This window comes from Bacillus sp. XB1 (assembly GCF_053557995.1).
In genome coordinates this window covers 188,349-210,502 of record NZ_JBNRIL010000004.1, presented here as the reverse complement: position 1 = coordinate 210,502, position 22,154 = coordinate 188,349, and the positions used below count along the sequence as shown (strand labels likewise).

The following is a 22,154-nucleotide window of genomic DNA, read 5'->3' as shown; positions in this document are numbered from 1 at the left end:
TCTAAATTATACAAATACCCTTTCAAGTTTGAAAAGAAGATTTTTCTATTGAATTATGTCAAAATAAAGTGAAACTTTAATCAGCGGAAAAATGCGGGATAAAGCGAAAGGGGATGGAACCGTGAAACCAAAAGTTTATATTGCTGAACCAGTTCCAACATTTGTAGAAAACTATTTATCAGAACACTGTGATTATGAAAAATGGGATCAAAATGAGAAAGTACCTCGTGATATTCTATTAGAGAAAATACAAGATAAAGATGGGTTATTAAATTTCGGATCTGCTATTAATGAAGAATTACTGACAGTAGCTCCTAACTTAAAAGTAGTGAGCAACATTTCTGTCGGTTACGATAATTTTGATTTACAAGCGATGAAAAACCGAAATGTTATCGGAACAAATACACCATACGTATTAGATGATACAGTAGCTGATCTCGTTTTCGCCCTTATGCTATCAGCTGGGCGCCGCGTTTGCGAACTCGATTCTTACGTGAAAAATGGTGAATGGAACGCTGAAATTGGAAAAGAACACTTCGGACTAGATGTACACCATAGCACAATTGGTATTATCGGTATGGGCCGAATTGGAGAAGCCGTTGCAAAACGAGCAAAATTCGGATTTGATATGAATGTTCTTTACTATAACCGCCGTCGTAAAGAAGAAGCTGAACAAAAATTCGATGCTACATATTGTGATTTACAGACGCTACTGAATCAGTCTGACTTTATTGTTCTTCTTACTCCATTAACAGATGAAACATATCACCTTATCGGAGAAAAGGAATTTTCATTAATGAAAGACACAGCAATCTTCATTAATGCTTCTCGCGGCAAAACAGTAGATGAAAAAGCGTTAATCCATGCTTTAACAGAAAAGAAAATCTTTGCAGCAGGTATCGATACATTTACACAAGAGCCGATTCAAAAAGATAATCCACTCTTATCATTACAAAATGTTGTGACTTTACCACATATCGGATCTGCAACATTAAAAACTCGTCAGCAAATGGCCATGACCGCCGCTGAAAATTTAGTTGCAGGGTTACAAGGAAAAACACCGCCTAATATTGTTCGCGGGTAATACTGAATAAACGAAAGGCAAGATGACATCGTCATCTTGCCTTTTTTTGTTAACATATTTTCTTCTTCCTTGGAGATGATATGAACAAAAATCAATGGAGTGACAAAAAATGAATCATAAATATACTTGTCCTTATTTCACTTTTTCCACTCGCGGCACTACTGTTCATTACGAATTGTATGAACATGATAATAAAACAGAACGTCCTACTTTCATACTCGTTCACGGCTTTTTATCTTCCTCATTCAGTTACCGCCGTCTCATTCCTTTACTATCGAAGGAAGGAACAGTCATTGCTCTTGATTTGCCACCGTTCGGAAAAAGTGATAAGTCTCATCTGTTTAAGTATTCTTATCACAATTTAGCAACGATTATTATTGATTTAATTGAACATTTATCTCTCTCAAACATTGTATTAGTTGGGCATTCTATGGGTGGGCAAATTTCTCTCTATGTAAACCGTATACGTCCTGAACTCATTTCAAAGACGATTTTACTATGTAGCTCGAGCTATTTAGCGCGCGCAACCTTACCTTTACTATACTCTTCTTATTTACCGTTCTTTCATTTATACGTAAAGAACTGGATTATAAGGCGCGGCATCGTTCATAACTTAATGAATGTCGTTCATGATCACTCATTAATTGACGATGAAATGAAAAAAGGTTACTCCGCTCCTTTTTATGACGACCGTATATTTCCCGCTTTAACTCGCATGATACGAGACCGTGAAGGTGACTTATCTTCAACTGAATTACAAAAAATCGAAACACCTATCCTACTCATTTGGGGTGAAAAAGACCGCGTCGTCCCTGTACATGTAGGTCATCGTCTACACAAAGATTTACCGAATTCAAAATTTATTTCTTACGAAAATACAGGACATTTACTACCTGAAGAAAAGCCTGAACATGTTTATGAAGAAATTATCGCTTTTTCCGCGCAATAAAATGAAACTTTAATCAGCCTCCACCTAACTTCTTTGCTTCCGCTAAATTTTGAGGTGAAGGTCTTACTACCCAGCAGATAGCGGGATAATATAAAAAAGGCTGTCGGAAATCCCGACAGCCTATAATGAACAGCTTCCGCCTTCTTTTATTACAAGTAATTCCACAGCTAATTTCTCACATTTTTCAAGCGCAGGTACTTCCTCAAAAGACATAAAGTATATATGTTGAATCTTCTTTGCGATATATTTTGGATCGTCAAACACACTTATGACGCTCACAACATCGCTCGCTTCTGTTTCATAAAACTCCGGTCCCATTTGAAACGGATCCCAATTCTTCACAACCTCTATCATCTTTTCATATGTACCCATTCGCTTCCCGCCTTTTCACTTTTTAATACTTTTCTTTATCCTATCACATCAGCTATTCTATAAGAAGAGAGAGAACTTTCATAACTTATTGGTTTTACAGAAGAAGGGAGCAAACTTATGCAACTATTTCATAAAGCAATCAATCGACGTGGTACGCATAGTATAAAATGGGATACATATAAAAACGAAGAACTTATCCATGCTTGGATTGCTGATATGGATTTTGAAGTACCAAAACCAATTCAAACTGCCTTAAAACAACGAATCGAACATCCGATTTTTGGCTATACACTTCCTCCCGAAAATATTGGAGATATTATTTGTAACTGGACAAAACAACAATACGACTGGGATATTCAAAAAGAATGGATTGTCTTTAGCGCCGGAATCGTTCCAGCTCTTAGTACGAGCATACAGGCTTTCACCAAAGAAAACGAATCTGTTCTCGTACAACCACCTATTTATCCTCCATTTTTTGAAATGGTCACAACAAACAACAGGCAGTTATGCGTGAGTCCATTACAGAAACAAAATGATACATATGTGATAGACTTCAAGCATTTAGAAAAGCAGTTTCAGCAAGGCATCAAACTCATGCTTCTTTGTAGCCCTCATAACCCAATCGGACGCGTTTGGACGAAAGAGGAACTTGTGCAGCTCGGATCGTTATGTACTAAATATGACGTAATCGTTGTGGCGGATGAAATTCATTCCGATATCATTTATGCAGACCATACACATACACCGTTCGCTTCCTTATCTGAAGAATTAGCAGAGCGCACTATCACTTGCATGGCTCCAAGTAAAACATTTAATATCGCTGGATTACAAGCGTCGATCATTATCATTCCAAACGAAAAGCTCCGTCATGCCTTTACAGCTATCCAGTATAGACAAGGCTTCCACGGGTTAAATATCTTCGCTTATACAGCGATGCAAAGCGCCTATACAGAATGTAATGATTGGCTAAACGAAATTCGATTATATATAGAAGATAATGCTCAATTTGCTTGTGAATATATTAAAACTCACATACCTGCTCTTTCCGTAACGAAGCCAGAAGGTAGCTTTTTATTATGGATTGATTGTTCTCGTCTAAAGCTTTCTCAAAACGAGCGTACCGCACTACTTGAGGAAAAAGGAAAAATCATCGTTGAACCTGGTGAGAAATACGGGTTAGGTGGCGAAGAACATATTCGAATTAACATCGGCTGTCCACGATCTGTTTTAGAAGAAATTTTAAACAGACTGCGTCATACGTTTTCATAATAAGAAAGGAGTCTGTCCCGAATCATTCTTGGGCAGACTCCTTTATCATATTTTGTCGGTAAGTCGATATATTTCAATAATCGCTGATATATTTCAAGTTACGGTCGATATATTCCAATAATCGCCGATATAATTTGAGTTACAGTCGATATATTCCAATAATCGCTGATATATTTTCAATTACATTTCACAAAGAAAGCTACCATTCACGGTAGCTTTTACTTTTTCTTCATATCCGATGCTTTTTTTACAATTACGCCACAAGCAATTCGATCCCCTGATTTACCTGTCGGTTGAGTCATACCATCATCAGGGTTTTCTGTAATAATAATAGACGCTCCATCTTTTCTATGAATCGTCGTTTTCCCTTCTTCAAGTGTAATGTGAGGTGCATCGATTTCTGCTTTAATCTTTCCAGAACCATCTGCAACTACGTTCGGTAAATCACCGTTTTCTGCACCCTTCGGATTAAGGAGTCCATGCTTTTTATTATCAGGATTAAAATGATTCCCAGATGATTCAAATCGTGGTGCTTTACACTCACCAATTTCGTGCACATGTATGCCGTGCGGGCCTGGCGTGAAACCTTCCCCTTTAATCTTAATTTTCACTCCGCTTGTTTGCTGAGTTACTTTCGCAGTCCCCACTTCATCACCTGAAGCATTATGTAATTTCACGTCAATTTCTTTCGGCTTTCCTTGGTCACAACCTGCCATCAGAAATAGTAAACAACAACTGAAAAAAAGCCGTTTTTTCATTTTATTCCCTCCAAAATATATTCTGCCCTTAGATTGTCCGAGCATAGAAGGAAACATACAAAAATGAGTTACTGTTTCTTTTCAGCTAATAGTTTTTCTTCAACTTTCTGTAATCGGTCTGCTTCTCTTTTTGATATACGAATGAACATACGCCACGTGGCAATAGCACCGATAATAAATAGAACGCAAACAATCCCCGGAATAATATATTCTGTTTTATCTTCCGGAAAATATAAAGGCATCATATAGAACACTCCTTATTATAGGATTTATAAAACATCAGAATTTTCTGTTATATCATTTTAAATTATAGTGCAACCTACCCATATTCTCAAGGGGCGTTCTGAAAACGAAGGATTTCTTTGACTCCTTCCCTCACTTTCCTTACTATAAACTTGAGGTGAAAAATATGAGAGAAACATTTGAAATTGGTGAAATCGTTACTGGTATTTATAAAACAGGAAAATACATTGGCGAGGTTACAAATAGCCGCCCTGGCAGTTACGTCGTAAAAGTATTAGCTGTTTTAAAACATCCGGTGCAAGGTGACTTACATAACGTAAAACAAGCTGACGTACCATTTTTCCACGAAAGACGTGCTTTAGCTTTTCGTGAGCAAACGAACATTCCAGAACAAATGGTGAAGAAATATGAAGGAGAAATTCCGGATTATACAGATTCACTAAAATTAGCATTAGAAACTCAAATGAATTCATTTTCTGAAGATGATTCACCTTTTGCAGAGCGTAGTCTAGAAACATTAGAACAGTTAAAGAAAGACTACAAACTCTAAAAAACAAAACGACCAAATTACATAATGTGCAATTTGGTCGTTACTGTGTGCTCACTTTCTTTAACACTTTTGAAAAATCAACAAGTTCTCCTAATGTTGGAGGTGCTGGTTTTACTAAATACTCTTTATCTTTTTCTACTAGTTTAAAAATGTTGTACGTCGTCATTGCATCATCAAGCGCACAATGATGCTTCCCTGTCCCTACTTTTCCATACGCCTCAATTGCTTTCCATAATCCTGTTTGATTTCTTTCTCCAAAAAACTTCTTATACTCAAGCGATAAATCACGACACTGTCCGAAGAATGGAAAAGCTATCCCTGCCATTTCACAATTATGCTTCAGCACTTTCATATCCATATTTCCCCACGTTACAATTGTCGGTTTACATTTCGTTTCGTATTCTGAAAGCTTCTTAACGAGTTCAGGAAATGAAATCCCTTTATCCACGACTTCTTGTTTTATTCCTAAAAACTTCTTACATCGATCCGTTAAAGAGGGAAATGTTTTCGGCCTAACATGTGATGAATACGTATCTTCTACCTTACAGCCAGCAACTGAAACGAGTCCTACCTCAATAATCTCTGGAAAAAATCCTTTCGGTTTCTTTCTATGCTGGGGCATCGTAAACTCAAAGTCTAAAAATAAAAATCGTTGTTCATCCATACGATCCCTTCCTTATCATTTTTGTCATTCCTTTCTATTTGACACTCCTACACGAACAAGCTCGAATGCTAATTCCATTTTAAATATTCAGATTGGATGTATCTTATATATATGTCAAATGCCCACAAATATTTTAAAAAATAAGAAAAAATGACCTATGCAGAAAATATGACAAAATCTCTCCTTTCATTTACATCCGCCATTTTCCTACTTTATAATGACGTTATGTGTGTTTCTTCTAGAGCATTTTTGACACACTAAGAAAAAGTGAATGAAAGGAGATGAGATTTTTGCACGAAACAACGCAAGAACTCGCTAACTGGCAGTATTATTTTGCTATCGCAGTCTTTTTAATTACATATGCCATTATTATTTCTGAAAAAATTAATCGCGCTGTCATCGCACTTCTTGGTGCAGCACTCATGGTAATTGTGGGGGTCGTCGATTTACATAACGCCTTTACGAAACATATTGAATGGGGAACGATTACGCTACTCATCGGTATGATGATTTTGGTGAACATTACGAGTAAATCAGGTGTCTTCCAATACGTTGCCATTAAAGCAGCAAAAGGGGCACAAGGAAATCCAATTAAAATTTTAATTTCACTTTCCTTACTTACCGCGCTTGGCTCCGCATTTTTAGATAACGTTACAACTGTACTTCTTGTTGTTCCAGTTACTTTATCTATTACGCGCATACTGCAAGTAAATCCTGTTCCTTATTTACTTTCTGAAATTATTTTTTCAAACATTGGAGGAACAGCAACATTAATTGGTGATCCACCTAACATTATGATTGGTTCTGCAAATAAGCATTTAGACTTCAATGCTTTCCTATTGAATCTAGCACCAATTGTAATTATTATTATTGCAGTTACAGCGATAATACTTTACTTCATGTATCGCAAACAATTAATTGCCGATCCTGTACAAGTTAAAAAATTAATGAGCTTAGATGAAAAACAGTACATTAAAGACCCAGTATTAATGAAAAAATCTTTAACGGTACTTGGACTTACGATTGTAGGTTTCATGACTCATTCTATTTTCCATATCGATGCCGCTATTATCGCCTTAACTGGTGCTACTGTACTTATGTTAATTGGTGTGAAAGAACATGAAATTGAAGAAGTATTTGCAAGCGTAGAGTGGGTAACAATCTTCTTCTTCGCAGGGTTATTCGTACTTGTTGGAGGACTTATCGATATCGGTCTTATCAAAATGTTAGCTCAAAAAGTAATTGGTATAACAGGCGGAGATATTTCTTACGCATCCATCCTTATTTTATGGGTATCTGGTATCGCCTCTGCAACAATTGATAACATCCCATTCGTCGCAACAATGATTCCACTTATTAACGATATGGCAGTTGGGCTAGGCTTATCACCATCTGACGCACAAATCGATGTATTATGGTGGGCATTAGCACTAGGTGCTTGTCTGGGCGGAAACGGAACATTAATCGGAGCTTCTGCTAACGTAATCGTTGCAGGTATCGCGAGCCGCGAAGGACATAAATTTAGTTACATGGACTTCCTAAAAGTCGGTTTCCCAATTATGATCGTTTCATTAATCATTTCTCACATTTATATTTATTTACGCTACCTTATGTAGTAGAAAAAGCGCTCTGATAATCAGGGCGCTTTTTTACTTATAGCTACTTATCAACAAAAATGAAAAATCTACTCTTTATATCTCACCGGTTCATTTCGAATAATAAATAAGTGAATCGGTAAGAACACCGAAAATGTGATTACATGAATAATCGTAAATAATATAGAGTTCGTTCCGTATCTGTCTAAAATAGCGTAGATAAGATAAATGGACAATACAATCGATACAGCTGTTGCTAGTAAACTTATAATTGGTACGAAATTAAAAATGAAACATGCAACATATATGCCGAATACTTTCCACCCTGCTTCTTCCTTCAAAAAATCTGGTAATTTATCTTTCGCTAAGTCCCCCCACGTCTTACTATTCAAAAACGGAATAAACGCAAGCACCCCGTCCGTTGCACCATCATTTTTCGCCATCGAATAAAGTGCAAAAGCCGTTAACAAATATGAAATAATTGCCCAAATCAATATAACAAGAATAAACGCAAAACTAAGAGCAAAGAAACCTGCTAGTACGCCTTGATCCTCCATCTTATCCTCTCCTCTCTACTTTCAACATATTTCATTACATTGCAAGTTATGTTTTAAAATTTATCCAAACTCTTTGTATAATAAGAGAAGAAAGAGAATAAGAGAGGAGAAACACGTATGCATCCATTTGTAAAAGCATTACAAGAGCATTTTACAGCTCATCAAAATCTTGAAAAAGCAGAACCTATGGCTCGTTATATGAAAAATCACTTCCCATTTCTAGGTATTCAAACACCGGAAAGACGCCAATTATTAAAAGACATCATTCAAATACATACTCTCCCAGATAAAAGAGACTTCCAAATTATCGTACGTGAACTTTGGGACTTACCAGAACGTGAATTCCAAGCGGCTGCACTTGATATTATGCAAAAATATAAAAAGCATATAAACGAAACACATATCCCCTTCTTAGAAGAATTGATTGTAACAAAATCTTGGTGGGACACTGTCGATAGCATCGTACCTACATTTTTAGGTAATATCTTTTTACAACATCCAGAATTGATTTCTGCCTATATCCCAAAATGGATTGCATCAGATAACATTTGGTTACAACGTGCCACTATTTTATTCCAACTCAAATATAAACAAAAGATGGATGAAGAACTTCTTTTCTGGATTATTGGACAACTACATTCTTCAAAAGAATTTTTCATTCAAAAAGCAATTGGCTGGGTCCTTCGTGAATATGCAAAAACAAATCAGGATGTAGTTTGGGAATACGTGCAAAGCAATGAGCTCGCTCCATTAAGTAAGCGTGAAGCAATTAAGCATATTAAGCAAAATTACGGAATAAATAATGAAAAAATAGGCAAGACTCTATCATAGATAGACGCGTTCCTCTATTGAGATTTAAAAAAGAACGTGTTAGAATATGTTCATTATTATTAATATAAGTAGCGATGACGGACTTATAAGTACTTGCATAAAAAGCGATTCAGGGATAGTGAAAGCCTGAAGACGCAAGGAAACGGCAGTCTCGAGCAATACATGATAAAGTGGATGCACCTTTTGTGTATCAACTAGGGTGGAACCGCGGGCAAACGCTCGTCCCTAGGCAAATAAGCCTTGGGATGAGCGTTTTTTTATGTTCTTTTTAACATATACTGCCCGTTTCCAAAGTATCAGAGTATGTCATCGCCAATACGTTAACTTTCAAAAGGAGGATTTTCTTATGTATTCAATGGAACAAGTTGTAAACTTAGCGAAACATCGCGGTTTTGTTTTCCCTGGTTCTGAAATTTACGGTGGTCTTGCAAACACTTGGGATTACGGTCCACTTGGAATCGAATTAAAAAATAATGTTAAAAAAGCTTGGTGGAAAAAATTCATTCAAGAATCTCCACACAACGTTGGTTTAGACGCAGCTATTTTAATGAACCCTAAAACTTGGATCGCTTCTGGTCACGTTGGTAACTTCAACGATCCAATGATCGACTGTAAAAAATGTAAAGCTCGTCACCGTGCTGACAAATTAATTGAGGATGCTTTAGATGCAAAAGGCATTGAAATGGTTGTTGACGGTCTTACTTTCGACCAAATGGCTGACTTAATGAAAGAACATGAAGTAAAATGTCCTGATTGCGGTAGTGAAGAATTTACTGAAATCCGTCAGTTCAACTTAATGTTCAAAACATTCCAAGGTGTTACAGAGTCTAGCACAAACGAAATCTTCCTTCGTCCTGAAACAGCACAAGGTATTTTCGTAAACTTCAAAAACGTTCAACGCTCTATGCGTAAAAAGCTTCCATTTGGTATCGGCCAAATCGGTAAGAGTTTCCGTAACGAAATCACACCTGGTAACTTCACATTCCGTACACGTGAATTTGAACAAATGGAACTTGAATTCTTCTGTAAGCCTGGTGAAGATTTAGAGTGGTTCGCATTCTGGCGTGAAACTTGTAAAAACTGGTTACTTTCACTTGGTATGTCTGAAGAGAGCATGCGTCTTCGTGACCACGGTGAAGAAGAGTTATCTCACTACAGTAATGCAACAACTGACATTGAATTCAAATTCCCATTCGGTTGGGGCGAACTTTGGGGCGTTGCATCTCGTACAGACTTCGACTTAAAACGTCACATGGAACACTCAAACGAAGACTTTAACTATATCGATCCACAAACGAATGAGCGTTACGTACCATACTGCATCGAGCCATCTTTAGGCGCAGACCGCGTAACATTAGCATTCTTATGTGATGCATATGAAGAAGAGCAATTAGAAAACGATTCTCGTACAGTTCTTCGTTTCCACCCTGCTTTAGCACCATACAAAGCAGCTATCTTACCATTATCTAAAAAGCTATCTGAAGGTGCTACTGAAGTATTCGCAGAATTAGCTAAAGACTTCATGGTAGACTTTGATGAAACTGGTTCTATCGGTAAACGTTACCGTCGTCAAGACGAAATCGGTACACCATTCTGTATCACATACGACTTCGACTCAGTTGAAGACAAAGCTGTTACAGTACGTGACCGTGACACAATGGAACAAGTTCGTATGCCAATTAGCGAACTAAAAGGTTTCTTAGAGAAGAAAATCCAGTTCTAATTATAAGAAAAAGAGGCTGCTCATAAGAGCGCCTCTTTTTTATTTTTCACGTTTTTCTTTAATTGCTACTGTACATCTTGATATACATAGTAAATCATCATTTTCATCAATAATGCGAACATCCCAAACCATTGTCGATTGTCCTCTATGTATTGGTGTTCCAATCGCTGTTACAATTCCATCTTTCTTTGAGCGAATGTGGTTCGCATTAATTTCTAATCCGAAACAAATACATTTTTCTTGATCAATTAAATTATATGAACCAACACTTGCCACTGTTTCTGCTAATGCAACCGATGCACCACCATGTAAAAATCCAAATGGCTGATGCGTACGCTCATCAACAGGCATCGTAGCAACCACCTTATCTTCTGTCATCTCTAACAACTCAATTCCAAGTGAATCCATTAAAGTTTTTGCCATATCGCTTCCCCCTTCTCTTACTTTAATTAAATGTATAATTTTACCTATTTATTTTCAAACTACTTATAACACTTATATAAGGAGGCTTCACCTAAATGAAACAGAAATTTTGTATATTACTGCTTATGTTCTCCTTGCTGACTATTGTACCAAATTGTGCAATAACAGCCAAAGCATCTAACCTGACAATCGATGTTAAGACTGTAACGCAAAAAGGTAAGAAACCTTATATAGAATATCAAATAAACAGGCCTTCTTTTCAAAAATTTTCTGACTCTAAATTTCAAAATAAACTCAATTTATACTACAAAAAATCCACTGACAAATTTAAAACCAAATTAGAAAAAGAAGCAAAAAAATATTATAAAGAGACAGAAGGATCTAGTACACCATTTCATCCGTACGTAGCAAATGTTGATTATAAAGTCTCTTTAAACAAACCACCTTTTCTTAGCCTATATGTGAATTACTATCAATATACTGGCGGAGCACACGGTCTTTATACGTGGAAGGCAAATACATTCGATTTAAACGAAAAAAAGGTACTGCACTTAGACGATTTATTTGAACAAAAGGATAAATATAAAGATGTAATCCGTGCGGAGATTGTACGACAAATTAAACAAAATGAAAGCATTTATTTTCCTGATGCAACTGAAAAAGTAATGAGTATGAAAAAATTCCACTTCTTTTTAGAGCCAGACAATCTCGTCATTTATTTCCCTTTATATGAGATTGCTCCCTATTCAAGTGGAATTCCGCAATTTCGTATTCCATATACGTTGCTAAGAGACTATTTAAAGCCTTCTTATCAAAATATTTTGATTGACAACAAGTAAATATTTTCGCTACGATAATGTTAACCTAAAAACAACAGGAGGTTAACATTATGAGAAGATTTCATGTTTTAGATTTAGCATTAGCTGCCATGTTCGTTGCTCTTATGGCAATCGGTGCAAATATTGTATCTTGGGCACCATTCCTTCAAGTAGCAGGCATCCCATTATCTATGCAACCATTTTTCGCAATTTTAGCAGGTCTTCTTCTTGGAAGTAGACTTGGTGCCTTATCCATGACTGTATATATGCTCGTTGGCGTAGCCGGCGCACCAATCTTCGCTAACTTCAAAGCTGGATTTGGAGCACTTTTAGATCCTACTGGTGGTTTTATTATCGCATTTATTATCGTTGCTTACGTATCCGGAAAACTAGTAGAACAAAAAGAAAGACCAACATTCATTACATTTGCAATTGCCTCTTTCACAGGAATTGTTTTAACTTATATAATCGGTACTACTTACATGTACGGGGCAGTCAATCTCTTTATGGGCGGTAATATGAGCTATAAAGCTGCTTGGATGATTATGATGTGGTTTGCAGTAAAAGATATTGCATTTACAATTATCGGTGCTATTATCGCACCTCGCATATATTATGCTGTGCGTCGTTCTGCTTATCAGCATTCTCATTCGACGATTTCATAATAAAAAAATGAGTTATTTCAGTATACTGAAATAACTCATTTTTTATTATGACTCTTGATTCGCTTGTTCTTCTAAAATTTTCTTCATCATCGCAACCATGTCATCACGTAATTCTGGGTGTTGCAGAGCCATTTCGATTGTCGTTTGAACGAATCCTAGCTTTTCACCTACGTCGTAGCGCTTTCCTTCGAAATCGTAGGCAAATACACGTTGGATTTCATTTAAGCTTTGGATTGCATCTGTTAACTGAATTTCACCACCAGCACCGACATGTTGCTGTTCTAAGAACATAAAGATTTCAGGCGTTAAAATGTAGCGCCCCATAATCGCTAAGTTTGAAGGAGCTGTACCTTGTGCTGGTTTCTCAACGAAATTGCGAACTTGGTAACGACGACCTTCTTGTTCTAATGGATCGATAATTCCATAGCGATGTGTTTCCGACTCTGGAACAGTTTGTACACCAATAACAGAAGAAAGTGTTTTTTCATACTCATCCATTAATTGACGTAAACACGGTTTCTCAGCTTGGACAATATCATCACCTAGTAACACTGCAAATGGCTCATCACCAATGAATTTACGTGCACACCAAACAGCATGTCCTAGTCCCTTCGGCTCTTTTTGACGGATGTAATGAATATCTACCATTTTTGAAGAAGCTTGTACTTTTTCAAGCAACTCATATTTTTTCTTCTCTAATAAGTTTTGTTCTAGTTCAAATGCGTTATCAAAATGATCTTCGATAGAGCGCTTTGTTTTACCAGTAACAATAATAATATCTTCGATTCCCGATTTCACTGCTTCTTCTACAATGTATTGAATCGTTGGTTTATCTACTATCGGTAACATTTCTTTCGGCATTGCTTTCGTTGCTGGTAAAAAACGTGTTCCTAATCCAGCTGCTGGGATTATCGCTTTTCTTACTTTTTTCATCACAAAATACCCTCTCTCCTGTCGGAATCAATAGCAAGCATTTCCTACATAAAACAAAAGGGAGATTTCGCTCCCTTTTGTTCCTTACTACTTAAAATTACTTTGTATTATAAACGATTCATAATGTCTTCTTTAATAGTAAGTAACTTTTGTTCACTATTTTGTAAAGAACTATCTTTTACACCAAAGTAAAACTTAATCTTCGGCTCAGTTCCAGATGGGCGTAGGCAGAACCATGAACCATCCTCTAATTGATATTTTAACACATTTGATTTCGGTAAGTGAATCTCTTCTTTATGTCCATCTTGTAAAGATGTAACAACGCTCGCTTTATAGTCTTCAACTGCTACGACTGTTAAGCCCGCCACTTCTTTCGGAGGATTCTCACGGAACGTTGCCATCATCTCTTGGATTTTTTCCGCTCCATCTTTTCCTTTTAACGTTAACGATACAAGGTCTTCACGGAAGAAGCCGTACTTCTCAAATACTTCTAATAGACCGTCATATAACGTTTTCCCTTGTGATTTGTAGTATGCAGCTACTTCACATGCAAATAGAACAGATTGTACTGCATCTTTATCACGGCAGAATGGGCGGATTAAATAACCATAGCTTTCCTCATAACCGAATTGGAATTCATATTGTCCGCTTTCTTCATACTGTCTAATTTTCTCACCGATAAATTTAAATCCAGTTAGCGTATCAACTGTATCTAAACCGTATGCTTTTGCAATTGTACGACCAATTTCAGACGTTACGATTGTTTTTAATACGACACCGTTCTCTGGAAGTGTTCCGTTTTCTTTCTTTTGAGATAGTAAGTAATCAAGCATTAATGCACCTGTTTGGTTTCCTGTTAATACTTGGAACTCACCATTATGATTACGCACTGCTACACCAAGGCGGTCTGCGTCAGGATCAGTTGCGATTAATACATCTGCGCCTACCTTTTCACCGTCACGAATGGCATACTCAAACGCTGCGTGCTCCTCTGGGTTCGGTGATTTTACTGTAGAGAAGTTTGGATCTGGTAACTCTTGCTCTTTTACAACTGTTACATCTGTAAATCCAACTTCTTTTAAACCACGGCGTACAGAAATATTTGATGTTCCGTGTAATGGTGTAAAGACGATTTTTAAGTCTTTACCGACCTTTTGTACCATTTCTTTATTAATGATGACATTGTTCAATTCTGCAGCATATGCATCATCTACTTCTTGTCCAATAATATGTAATAAACCGTCAGTTTTTAATTGCTCTACATCAGCGACTTCAACTGTTAATTCATCTTCTACTGCATTTACGTAGCTAATTAACTCATCTGCCTCTTTTGGAGGTAACTGTCCACCATCTTCACCGTATACTTTGTATCCGTTATATTCAGGCGGATTATGGCTTGCCGTAAGAACGATTCCACTTACTGTATGTAAATGACGAACTGCGAAAGAAAGTACTGGCGTTGGACGTAAGCTTTCAAACACATATGTTGTGATACCGCGTGCCCCAAGTGTAGCAGCAACTTCCATTGCGAACTCAGGTGATTTATGACGAGAATCATAGGCTACAACAACACCGCGTTTTTTCGCTTCCTCACCTAATTTTTCAATAAAGCTTGCTAATCCTTTTGTTGCTTTACGAACTGTATATACGTTTAAACGGTTCGTACCAGCACCAAGTTCACCACGCATACCACCTGTGCCAAACTCTAGATTTTTATAAAAGCTATCCTCGATTTTCTTCTCATCTTGCTTCATATTTTCTAGCTGTTCTTTTAATTCTGCATCTAATTGTGCGTAAGAAAGCCAGCGACTAAATTCTTGTTTCCAATTCATTCTTCTCTCTCCTCTCGCTCGTCATACCTTTATTATATGAAAAAAACATGCTGTATCTCAATATTTTATAAAATCTAACAGGATTTTACTAGGAATATTTGTATACACTATTGTTAAATACTCCACTAAAGGGAATGAGGATTATGCACGAATGGGGCTTGTCAGAAGAGCTCAAAATACAAACAAAGCAAATGATTGAAATTGCTGAAAAAGAACTATCGATTATGAGGAACGCAATCGATAAAGAAGACGAATGTATTTTATGCAAAATGGAAGATATTCATCATATGTTAGCAAATGTACAAACATTAGCAGCTACATACTATATTCAGGCATATTTATCACCTTATACGGAAAGTTCATCTTTTATTACGACAGCTATCCAACATTTAAGCGCCAGAAAACATGGTGCTCTTATCGTCGTGGAACGAAACGAGACGCTTGAAGCTCTCATTCAAACTGGAACGACATTAAACGCTCATTTAACTGCACCATTACTCGAATCAATATTTTATCCAGGTAACCCTCTTCATGACGGTGCCGTTCTCGTAAAAAATAATCATATTGTCTCAGCTGCTAATATTCTTCCTTTAACGAAAAGTACAGAAGTTGATCCTGAGCTAGGAACACGTCACAGAGCTGCAATTGGCTTATCAGAAAAGAGTGATGCACTTATCTTAGTTGTCTCTGAAGAAACGGGCCGTACTTCTTTTGCTTTAAATGGGGTTTTGTATACGATTTCTTTATAAAGTGAAACTTTAATCAGCCCTCACCAATCGAGCGTTTACCGGCAATCCGACCTAACTGCTTTCCTTTCGCTGAATTTTGAGTTATGGGTCTTACTACCCGGCAAATAGTGGGATAAACAAACCTATAAAAAAGAAGACTGTTCCAAAATATCGGAACAGTCTTCACTTATACTCTTATTCTTCTCCAAAACGCTCCACAAGTGTTGCAAGTGTACGTACCATTGCGCCAGTTGCTCCAGCTGGACCTAAGTCGTGCGCACCTTTTGTTTCTGATGTTCCAGCGATATCTAAGTGTACCCATGGTGTATCTTCAGCGAATTCGCCTAGGAATGTACCTGCCATAACCGCATGTCCTTCACGGCCTGGTGAGTTATTTAAATCAGCAAACTTACTGTTTCTCACACGTTCTTTATCACGATCAAAAATCGGTAGTTGCCAAATTGGCTCATCTGTTTCCATAGAAGCCTCTAGCACTTGCTCAAATAACTCTTCATTATTTGTCATTGCGCCTGTCGTATAGTTTCCAAGTGCAACAATTACACCGCCTGTTAATGTGGCAACATCAACAAGGTAGTTTGCACCAAGTTTTTTCGCATACGTAATACCGTCAGCTAAAGCTAGACGACCTTCTGCATCCGTATTTAATACTTCAATTGTTTTTCCGCTCATAGATGTGATTACATCGTCTGGCTTAAATGCCGTACCACTTACAACGTTATCAGTTGAAGGAATAACAGCGATCACATTTTGTTCTGGGCGAAGTTCACCGATAATTTCCATCGCACCTAATACAGCAGCTGCACCGCCCATATCACCTTTCATACCAACCATGCCTTCACGTGGTTTTAAAGAATAACCACCTGTATCGTATGTAATACCTTTTCCAACGAATCCAATGACATCTGTCCACTCTTCTTTTCCTTTATAAATAAGAGCGATCATTTTTGGTGGCTCTACACTACCTTGGTTTACTGCAAGTAACGCACCCATACCAAGGTCTTCCATCTCTTCTTTCTCAAGAACTTTATAGTCCATATCATATTTCTCCGCTAATTCAACAGCATACTCAGCAAGCTTTGTCGCTGTTAATACGTTTGGCGGCATATTTACAAGTGTACGAGCTGAATTTGTTGCACGTCCATGTACGTAGCCAACTGTTAATGCTGCTTCAATTTCTTGTGCATCTTCCGCTGTAATAGCCGTGAACTTCTCTAACTCTACACGATCCTTTTTATCTGATTTATACGTTTGTAACTCATATGTACCAAGGCCTTGTACCTCTGCCGCAATATGAGCGACATCAATCGCGTCTAATTTCTCTGTTACGAAAGAATCAAGTAAGATTGCTGCATCTTGTACTTTTGCTGCTTGCAGTGTTTTAAACGCCTTACCAAGAGCCGCACGTAACGTTTCTGTCGTGTAAGATTCTTTCTTTCCTAAACCAACAAAGTAATAACGTTTCACATTTGTTTTCCCTAAGCTATGTACTTTTGAAATGGCCTTTTTCTTCGTAGATAATTCTTTCTCTTCTAGTAAAACTTGTAATTGCCCTTCAAACGCTTTGTCCAGTTCTTGTACAAAACTACTCATTTTCTCTTCTTCAAATAAAGCAACAATTACCGCTTCATGACCTGCTAATTCTTTTTGTACTTGAAACATGTTCAGACCCCCTAAATTTCTCTACCACCATTATAACTTTATTTTCGATAAAATGCGATAATTCTAACTACAGTTATATGGCGTGTAAAATCGCAGATCCAAAATCTCCTCTATCATGAAATAAGCCAAGAAAAAAAGTCTAGCGTAATTACGACTAGACTATCTTTGTTTTAAATATTGACCACGAAACACTTGCATCGTTTCGTCTTGATTTAACATCGTTAACTCTTCTTCTGTAAACTTACCATTTCCTACTTTTACTACGTACACATTTACTTTTTTCTTACCCCATTGGCTATAAACATCTTTCACCGTATCATAATATAGATCAAGACGGTTTCCTTTTATTGCACCGCCCTTATCAGCTACTACACCATACCCGTAACCTGGCACGAAGAGAATCGTTCCAATCGGGAATACGCGTAAGTCCGCAGCAATTGTGGAATATAAATCCCTTTTCACTTTGACACCTGAATATGTAATACCATACTCTGGATGCCCTGGCCTCTTACCAGTTGACTCAATCCCCGATGTATAACCTGTTGCAGTCATTTCAATTGAACGATATTTAGACCAGTCGTTTGCCTGCTCTAAAGCATTTATCACTTCTTTACTCGGAGCAACATTTCTCTTAACTTCTGCTGCATGTACTTCTTTTGCACTCATTCCTTCATATATCTTTACAATCTCTAATAAAGAAACTCCTGTGAAAGCATTCCATGTTACGCATAATGCAATTGCAAGTAAACAAGTCATCATAATGCGAATACAATATCGTTTTAACATTTTTATATTCCACACTCCTTCATCGTTAATCATTCCCTATACGATGAAGGAATATGCAAAAAAATAATCTCCAACTTAATTGGAGATTAAAACATTTGATATCCGCTTTTCCGAAGTTTCTTGATTACGACTCCTGCTAAAGCAGCCCCTACTAATCCAGTAGATAGAATAAATACGTCTGCTTGTCCTAAGTGCGATACACTTGTCCCAAATGAAGAAAATGTTTCTTTCGGTTTTGAAAAATAATCCCACATACTCGCTTTATTAATAATAAGCATACAAACAATCGGATACACAATAACCATTACCCAAGTAGCTCGCAAAATCATATTGAGTAAAAATCCAATTCCAAAGAACAAAATAAAGAATAACATCATTGAAATAAGTAGTACCGGTATACTCACTCTTTTCCCCTCTCCTCCGCACGTGCCGTAAATACGTGATAAGCTGTATAACCAAATGGTTCACCTGGATTTAATGTTTTGTCCACTTCAAGATGTAGTTCTGATCTTCCTTCTAACAAATATTTAATAAGCACAGACGTATTCGGATCGTCTACAATCTTATCCGGATGTAAGAACGCCACTTCAGACAATTCTTTCTCCTGTACAATAATATTTTCTCCTTCAGGTTCCAAAAGGAAAATAATCATATTATCACTAATCTCATTACGAATAACACCCGATCGAACACCAATAATTCCCTTCACATGAGCGACAATGCCTGTCTCTTCTAACACTTCGCGTTTCACAGCTTCATCAACCGTCTCACCTTCATTTACAAAACCAGCCGGTAAAGACCATTTCCCTTTTAATCCACTGTATTTCTTCTTAACAAATAGCCACCTACCATCTTTTGTAGCTACTAAACCACTAACAGCTAGCCATACCTTCCCTCGTTTCTCCATGATGTAATAACCTCCTCCATCAGAACGGACAGAATATTCTTTCTTTTTTTATATATTATACTATATTTTTAATATGAAAAAAGCAGAAACAGCTCTTAGCCATTTCTGCTTTTTCTACTATATATTAAAAGAACTTTAATTTACCTTTTTTAAGAACTAATAAAGGTCCACCTAATAAGAATAGGTAACGGTTATCGATTACTTTCTTCATGAAGGAAGCTTTCCAACCTGTTAACTTTTTACCCATAACAACGCCCATTGCATCGTCATGACCTAAAGAACATACAGATCCTTTATTATCGAATGCGAATTTCTTCATTTCGCCCTTGCCACGAACTAATACAGTTAAGTTGTGTGCAATATTGTAACCTTGTTGAATTGCAATTTGTGCTGTTGGTGGGTAAGGACGGTTAATTTCTTCATTAATGATTAACGCTGCGTCACCAACCATGAATACATCTTCGTATCCTGGAGCGTGCATGTACTCATCAACTTTTACACGTCCGCGCATTGCTTCAAAGCCAGACTCTTCCACAATACCATTACCACGAACACCTGCAGCCCAAACTACTGTTTCAGACTTAATTAATTCAGTGTCATCGCCATTCGCAACGATAATACCTTCTTCAGTTGCTTCTTTAATTGCTGTACCGATGCGGAATTCTACACCTTTTTTCTCAAGCTGTTTTACAGCGTATTCTACTAACGCTGGATCGAAACCTGGAAGTGCTGTTGGAGCAGCTTCTACACAGATGATACGTGCTTTTTCACGTGGTACATTATACTCTTTGCAAAGTTCAGGAACACGGTTTGCAAGCTCACCTACGTACTCGATACCAGTAAATCCAGCACCACCAACAACGATTGTTACTAACTCATCGCGTTGTTCAGTTGCATATTTAGAGAAACTAGCTTCCATATGCTCACGAATTTCACGAGTTGCATTAATGTTAGCGATTGAGAATGCATGCTCTTTTAATCCTGTAATTCCGAATGTTTCTGATTCGAAACCAAGACCAATTACTAAGTAATCATACTCTAACTCGCCATCTTTTAAGATAATGCGTTTTTCAGCAGCTTTAATTTCTACTACTGTGTCTTGTACAAAGTTCACTTTATTTGTATCAATAACGTCTTGAATATCTAGACAGATTTTTTCATCTTGTAATGTACCAGCTGCGCTCTCATGTAACCAAGTCGCTTGGTAGTGATAGCTGTTGTTGTTTACTAGCGTAATTTCAGCTTCATTTACAGATAATGCTTTTTGCAGACGAACAGTCGTAATCATCCCGCCATAACCTGCACCTAAAACTACGATTTTTGGAGTCTTCACCAAATCACAACCCTTTTCTTTATATAATAGTAATGAAAAATAATACCAAGTACTAAAAACTCTATTTGTCAAGAATGTGGAATTTATCACATTCTATATCATAACAAAACGCAGTCAAAAAATCGTACGAATTTTGTCATAGAAATTTAACATAATACTTCCCTATATTAGTCGGTTTTATTCCAGAATTCAAGCGTCTGGAGAATTATCAATATTTTAAAATAACATAGCGTTTTCAAGGGTTTTTTAGCCTTTTTTTCATGTATTTTCCTTTCTGTATATTTTATACAATAAAAAAGAACCTATGCGAAAACTTACACACAATTCAGTCGTTTTCAGAAGTATTATGAACTCAAATATGCTATCATTTATTTGAAAGTGTCATCATTTGCAGGATTTTCGTGTACATATGAACAATATATGAAATCAATATCAAAATTCCATCTATAGGGGGAATGAAAGTGGCAGAAAATCAAAAAGTTTACGACATAACAATTATTGGTGGTGGTCCAACGGGACTGTTCACAGCATTTTATGGCGGTATGAGACAAGCAAGTGTAAAAATCATTGAAAGCTTACCTCAACTTGGCGGACAATTATCCGCACTCTACCCTGAAAAATACATTTATGATGTGGCTGGATTTCCAAAAGTACGCGCACAAGAATTAGTTGATAACTTAAAAGAGCAAATGAAGAAATTTGACCCAACTGTTTGTTTAGAAGAAGCTGTCGATACGCTTGAGAAACAAGCTGACGGTATATTTAAACTTGTTACGAATAAGCAAACTCACTATTCTAAATCAGTTATCATTACTGCTGGCAATGGTGCTTTCCAACCACGCCGCTTAGAATTAGAAGGTACAGCGAAATACGAAAAGAAAAACTTACATTATTTCGTTGATGATATGAATAAATTTGCTGGTAAGCGCGTCGTAGTATTTGGCGGTGGCGACTCAGCAGTAGACTGGACAATGATGTTAGAACCGATTGCTGAAAAAGTTACAATCGTTCATCGTCGTGATAAATTCCGTGCGCATGAACATAGCGTAGAAAGCTTAATGAATTCTCGTGCAGAAGTAAGTACACCATACGTTCCAGTAGAACTCATTGGTGATGACAAGATTGAACAAGTCGTTCTTCAACATGTAAAAACGGAGGAAAAAATTATCATCGATGTTGATGACGTAATCGTAAACTACGGCTTCGTTTCTTCTCTTGGCCCAATTAAAAACTGGGGCTTAGATATACAAAAAAACAGCATCCTTGTAAATTCAAAAATGGAAACAAATATTCCTGGCATTTACGCTGCTGGTGACATTTGTACATATGAAGGAAAAGTAAAACTTATCGCTTGTGGATTTGGCGAAGCACCGACAGCAGTAAACAATGCAAAAGCTTACTTCGATCCAAATGCAAAACTTCAACCGATGCATAGCTCAAGTATGTTTTAATAT

At 37.0% G+C, this 22,154-nt stretch carries 24 protein-coding genes; 11 read left to right on the top strand and 13 right to left on the bottom strand.

The features are described 5' to 3' along the window. Nucleotides 1-91: 91 nt before the first annotated feature. Entirely contained in the window at nt 92-1,084 is a 993-nt protein-coding gene (locus ACK1U5_RS24095; protein WP_002005894.1) for a 2-hydroxyacid dehydrogenase, read from the top strand. Nucleotides 1,085-1,193: 109 nt separating this feature from the next. Further along, nucleotides 1,194-2,033 (top strand): alpha/beta fold hydrolase, encoded by an 840-nt coding sequence (locus ACK1U5_RS24090; protein ID WP_001015858.1) that lies wholly within the window; start codon nt 1,194-1,196, stop codon nt 2,031-2,033. Between the two features lie 120 nt (nt 2,034-2,153). Here the strand turns inward: ACK1U5_RS24090 and ACK1U5_RS24085 are convergent, their stop codons facing one another. Next, complete coding sequence (locus ACK1U5_RS24085; RefSeq protein ID WP_000537645.1) at nt 2,154-2,405, bottom strand: YugE family protein; 252 nt, start codon at nt 2,403-2,405, stop codon at nt 2,154-2,156. A 117-nt stretch (nt 2,406-2,522) separates the two neighbouring features. Between ACK1U5_RS24085 and ACK1U5_RS24080 the strand changes: the two genes are divergently transcribed. Continuing rightward, nucleotides 2,523-3,674: a MalY/PatB family protein gene (locus ACK1U5_RS24080; RefSeq protein WP_087964807.1), complete on the top strand. Its 1,152-nt coding sequence runs from the start codon at nt 2,523-2,525 to the stop codon at nt 3,672-3,674. A gap of 218 nt (nt 3,675-3,892) precedes the next feature. On the opposite strand, the gene sodC is transcribed toward ACK1U5_RS24080, so the two are convergent. Further along, the gene (sodC, locus tag ACK1U5_RS24075) at nt 3,893-4,432 is read right to left on the bottom strand and encodes a superoxide dismutase [Cu-Zn] (RefSeq protein ID WP_000746503.1); all 540 of its coding nucleotides are present in this window, start codon (nt 4,430-4,432) and stop codon (nt 3,893-3,895) included. A gap of 68 nt (nt 4,433-4,500) precedes the next feature. Next, nucleotides 4,501-4,677, bottom strand: coding sequence for a hypothetical protein (locus ACK1U5_RS24070; protein WP_000982755.1), 177 nt, complete (start codon nt 4,675-4,677; stop codon nt 4,501-4,503). A 164-nt stretch (nt 4,678-4,841) separates the two neighbouring features. On the opposite strand from ACK1U5_RS24070, the gene ACK1U5_RS24065 reads away from it, so the two are divergent. Further along, the gene (locus ACK1U5_RS24065; RefSeq protein ID WP_001209340.1) at nt 4,842-5,225 is read left to right on the top strand and encodes a kinase-associated lipoprotein B; all 384 of its coding nucleotides are present in this window, start codon (nt 4,842-4,844) and stop codon (nt 5,223-5,225) included. 40 nt (nt 5,226-5,265) lie between these two features. On the opposite strand, the gene kapD is transcribed toward ACK1U5_RS24065, so the two are convergent. Beyond that, complete coding sequence (kapD, locus tag ACK1U5_RS24060) at nt 5,266-5,889, bottom strand: 3'-5' exonuclease KapD (RefSeq protein WP_000344358.1); 624 nt, start codon at nt 5,887-5,889, stop codon at nt 5,266-5,268. A 290-nt stretch (nt 5,890-6,179) separates the two neighbouring features. Between kapD and ACK1U5_RS24055 the strand changes: the two genes are divergently transcribed. Next, on the top strand, nt 6,180-7,505 hold the full coding sequence (locus tag ACK1U5_RS24055) for an ArsB/NhaD family transporter (RefSeq protein WP_000545231.1): 1,326 nt from the start codon (nt 6,180-6,182) through the stop codon (nt 7,503-7,505). Between the two features lie 68 nt (nt 7,506-7,573). Here the strand turns inward: ACK1U5_RS24055 and ACK1U5_RS24050 are convergent, their stop codons facing one another. After that, complete coding sequence (locus tag ACK1U5_RS24050; RefSeq protein ID WP_000390061.1) at nt 7,574-8,041, bottom strand: hypothetical protein; 468 nt, start codon at nt 8,039-8,041, stop codon at nt 7,574-7,576. Nucleotides 8,042-8,158: 117 nt separating this feature from the next. Here ACK1U5_RS24050 and ACK1U5_RS24045 point away from each other — a divergent pair, with 117 nt between their 5' ends. Both ACK1U5_RS24045 and ACK1U5_RS24040 read left to right on the top strand, forming a co-directional pair. Continuing rightward, a complete protein-coding gene (locus ACK1U5_RS24045; protein ID WP_113710576.1) occupies nt 8,159-8,872 on the top strand; it encodes a DNA alkylation repair protein in 714 nt (237 codons plus the stop codon). Between the two features lie 346 nt (nt 8,873-9,218). After that, nucleotides 9,219-10,595, top strand: a complete 1,377-nt coding sequence (locus ACK1U5_RS24040; protein ID WP_000287147.1) for a glycine--tRNA ligase — start codon at nt 9,219-9,221, stop codon at nt 10,593-10,595. Between the two features lie 39 nt (nt 10,596-10,634). Here ACK1U5_RS24040 and ACK1U5_RS24035 read toward each other — a convergent pair whose 3' ends face one another. After that, complete coding sequence (locus tag ACK1U5_RS24035) at nt 10,635-11,018, bottom strand: hotdog fold thioesterase (RefSeq protein ID WP_001140612.1); 384 nt, start codon at nt 11,016-11,018, stop codon at nt 10,635-10,637. 95 nt (nt 11,019-11,113) lie between these two features. Here ACK1U5_RS24035 and ACK1U5_RS24030 point away from each other — a divergent pair, with 95 nt between their 5' ends. Further along, nucleotides 11,114-11,857 carry a DUF3298 and DUF4163 domain-containing protein gene (locus ACK1U5_RS24030; protein ID WP_048568248.1) on the top strand — a complete coding sequence of 248 codons (744 nt, stop codon included), beginning with the start codon at nt 11,114-11,116 and terminating at the stop codon, nt 11,855-11,857. A 50-nt stretch (nt 11,858-11,907) separates the two neighbouring features. Then, nucleotides 11,908-12,501: a biotin transporter BioY gene (locus ACK1U5_RS24025; RefSeq protein WP_113710575.1), complete on the top strand. Its 594-nt coding sequence runs from the start codon at nt 11,908-11,910 to the stop codon at nt 12,499-12,501. Nucleotides 12,502-12,546: 45 nt separating this feature from the next. Here the strand turns inward: ACK1U5_RS24025 and galU are convergent, their stop codons facing one another. Both galU and ACK1U5_RS24015 read right to left on the bottom strand, forming a co-directional pair. Continuing rightward, a complete protein-coding gene (gene galU / locus ACK1U5_RS24020) occupies nt 12,547-13,434 on the bottom strand; it encodes a UTP--glucose-1-phosphate uridylyltransferase GalU (protein ID WP_002097988.1) in 888 nt (295 codons plus the stop codon). A 107-nt stretch (nt 13,435-13,541) separates the two neighbouring features. Beyond that, nucleotides 13,542-15,266: a phospho-sugar mutase gene (locus tag ACK1U5_RS24015; protein ID WP_001104223.1), complete on the bottom strand. Its 1,725-nt coding sequence runs from the start codon at nt 15,264-15,266 to the stop codon at nt 13,542-13,544. A 143-nt stretch (nt 15,267-15,409) separates the two neighbouring features. On the opposite strand from ACK1U5_RS24015, the gene cdaS reads away from it, so the two are divergent. Continuing rightward, nucleotides 15,410-16,015: a sporulation-specific diadenylate cyclase CdaS gene (cdaS, locus tag ACK1U5_RS24010; RefSeq protein ID WP_000545253.1), complete on the top strand. Its 606-nt coding sequence runs from the start codon at nt 15,410-15,412 to the stop codon at nt 16,013-16,015. 174 nt (nt 16,016-16,189) lie between these two features. Here the strand turns inward: cdaS and pepA are convergent, their stop codons facing one another. The 5 genes from pepA to ACK1U5_RS23985 form a co-directional block, all read right to left on the bottom strand. Beyond that, nucleotides 16,190-17,674 carry a cytosol aminopeptidase gene (gene pepA / locus ACK1U5_RS24005; RefSeq protein ID WP_000487944.1) on the bottom strand — a complete coding sequence of 495 codons (1,485 nt, stop codon included), beginning with the start codon at nt 17,672-17,674 and terminating at the stop codon, nt 16,190-16,192. Between the two features lie 159 nt (nt 17,675-17,833). After that, nucleotides 17,834-18,460: a 3D domain-containing protein gene (locus ACK1U5_RS24000; RefSeq protein ID WP_000920098.1), complete on the bottom strand. Its 627-nt coding sequence runs from the start codon at nt 18,458-18,460 to the stop codon at nt 17,834-17,836. Between the two features lie 86 nt (nt 18,461-18,546). After that, on the bottom strand, nt 18,547-18,864 hold the full coding sequence (locus tag ACK1U5_RS23995) for a YuiB family protein (protein WP_000027016.1): 318 nt from the start codon (nt 18,862-18,864) through the stop codon (nt 18,547-18,549). Further along, entirely contained in the window at nt 18,861-19,367 is a 507-nt protein-coding gene (locus ACK1U5_RS23990) for an NUDIX hydrolase (RefSeq protein WP_000415320.1), read from the bottom strand. The genes ACK1U5_RS23995 and ACK1U5_RS23990 overlap by 4 nt, the downstream gene beginning before the upstream one ends. A 124-nt stretch (nt 19,368-19,491) precedes the next feature. Continuing rightward, nucleotides 19,492-20,700, bottom strand: a complete 1,209-nt coding sequence (locus ACK1U5_RS23985; protein WP_000856612.1) for an NAD(P)/FAD-dependent oxidoreductase — start codon at nt 20,698-20,700, stop codon at nt 19,492-19,494. 461 nt (nt 20,701-21,161) lie between these two features. On the opposite strand from ACK1U5_RS23985, the gene ACK1U5_RS23980 reads away from it, so the two are divergent. After that, entirely contained in the window at nt 21,162-22,151 is a 990-nt protein-coding gene (locus tag ACK1U5_RS23980) for an NAD(P)/FAD-dependent oxidoreductase (RefSeq protein ID WP_000829788.1), read from the top strand. The last annotated feature ends 3 nt before the right edge of the window (nt 22,152-22,154 follow it).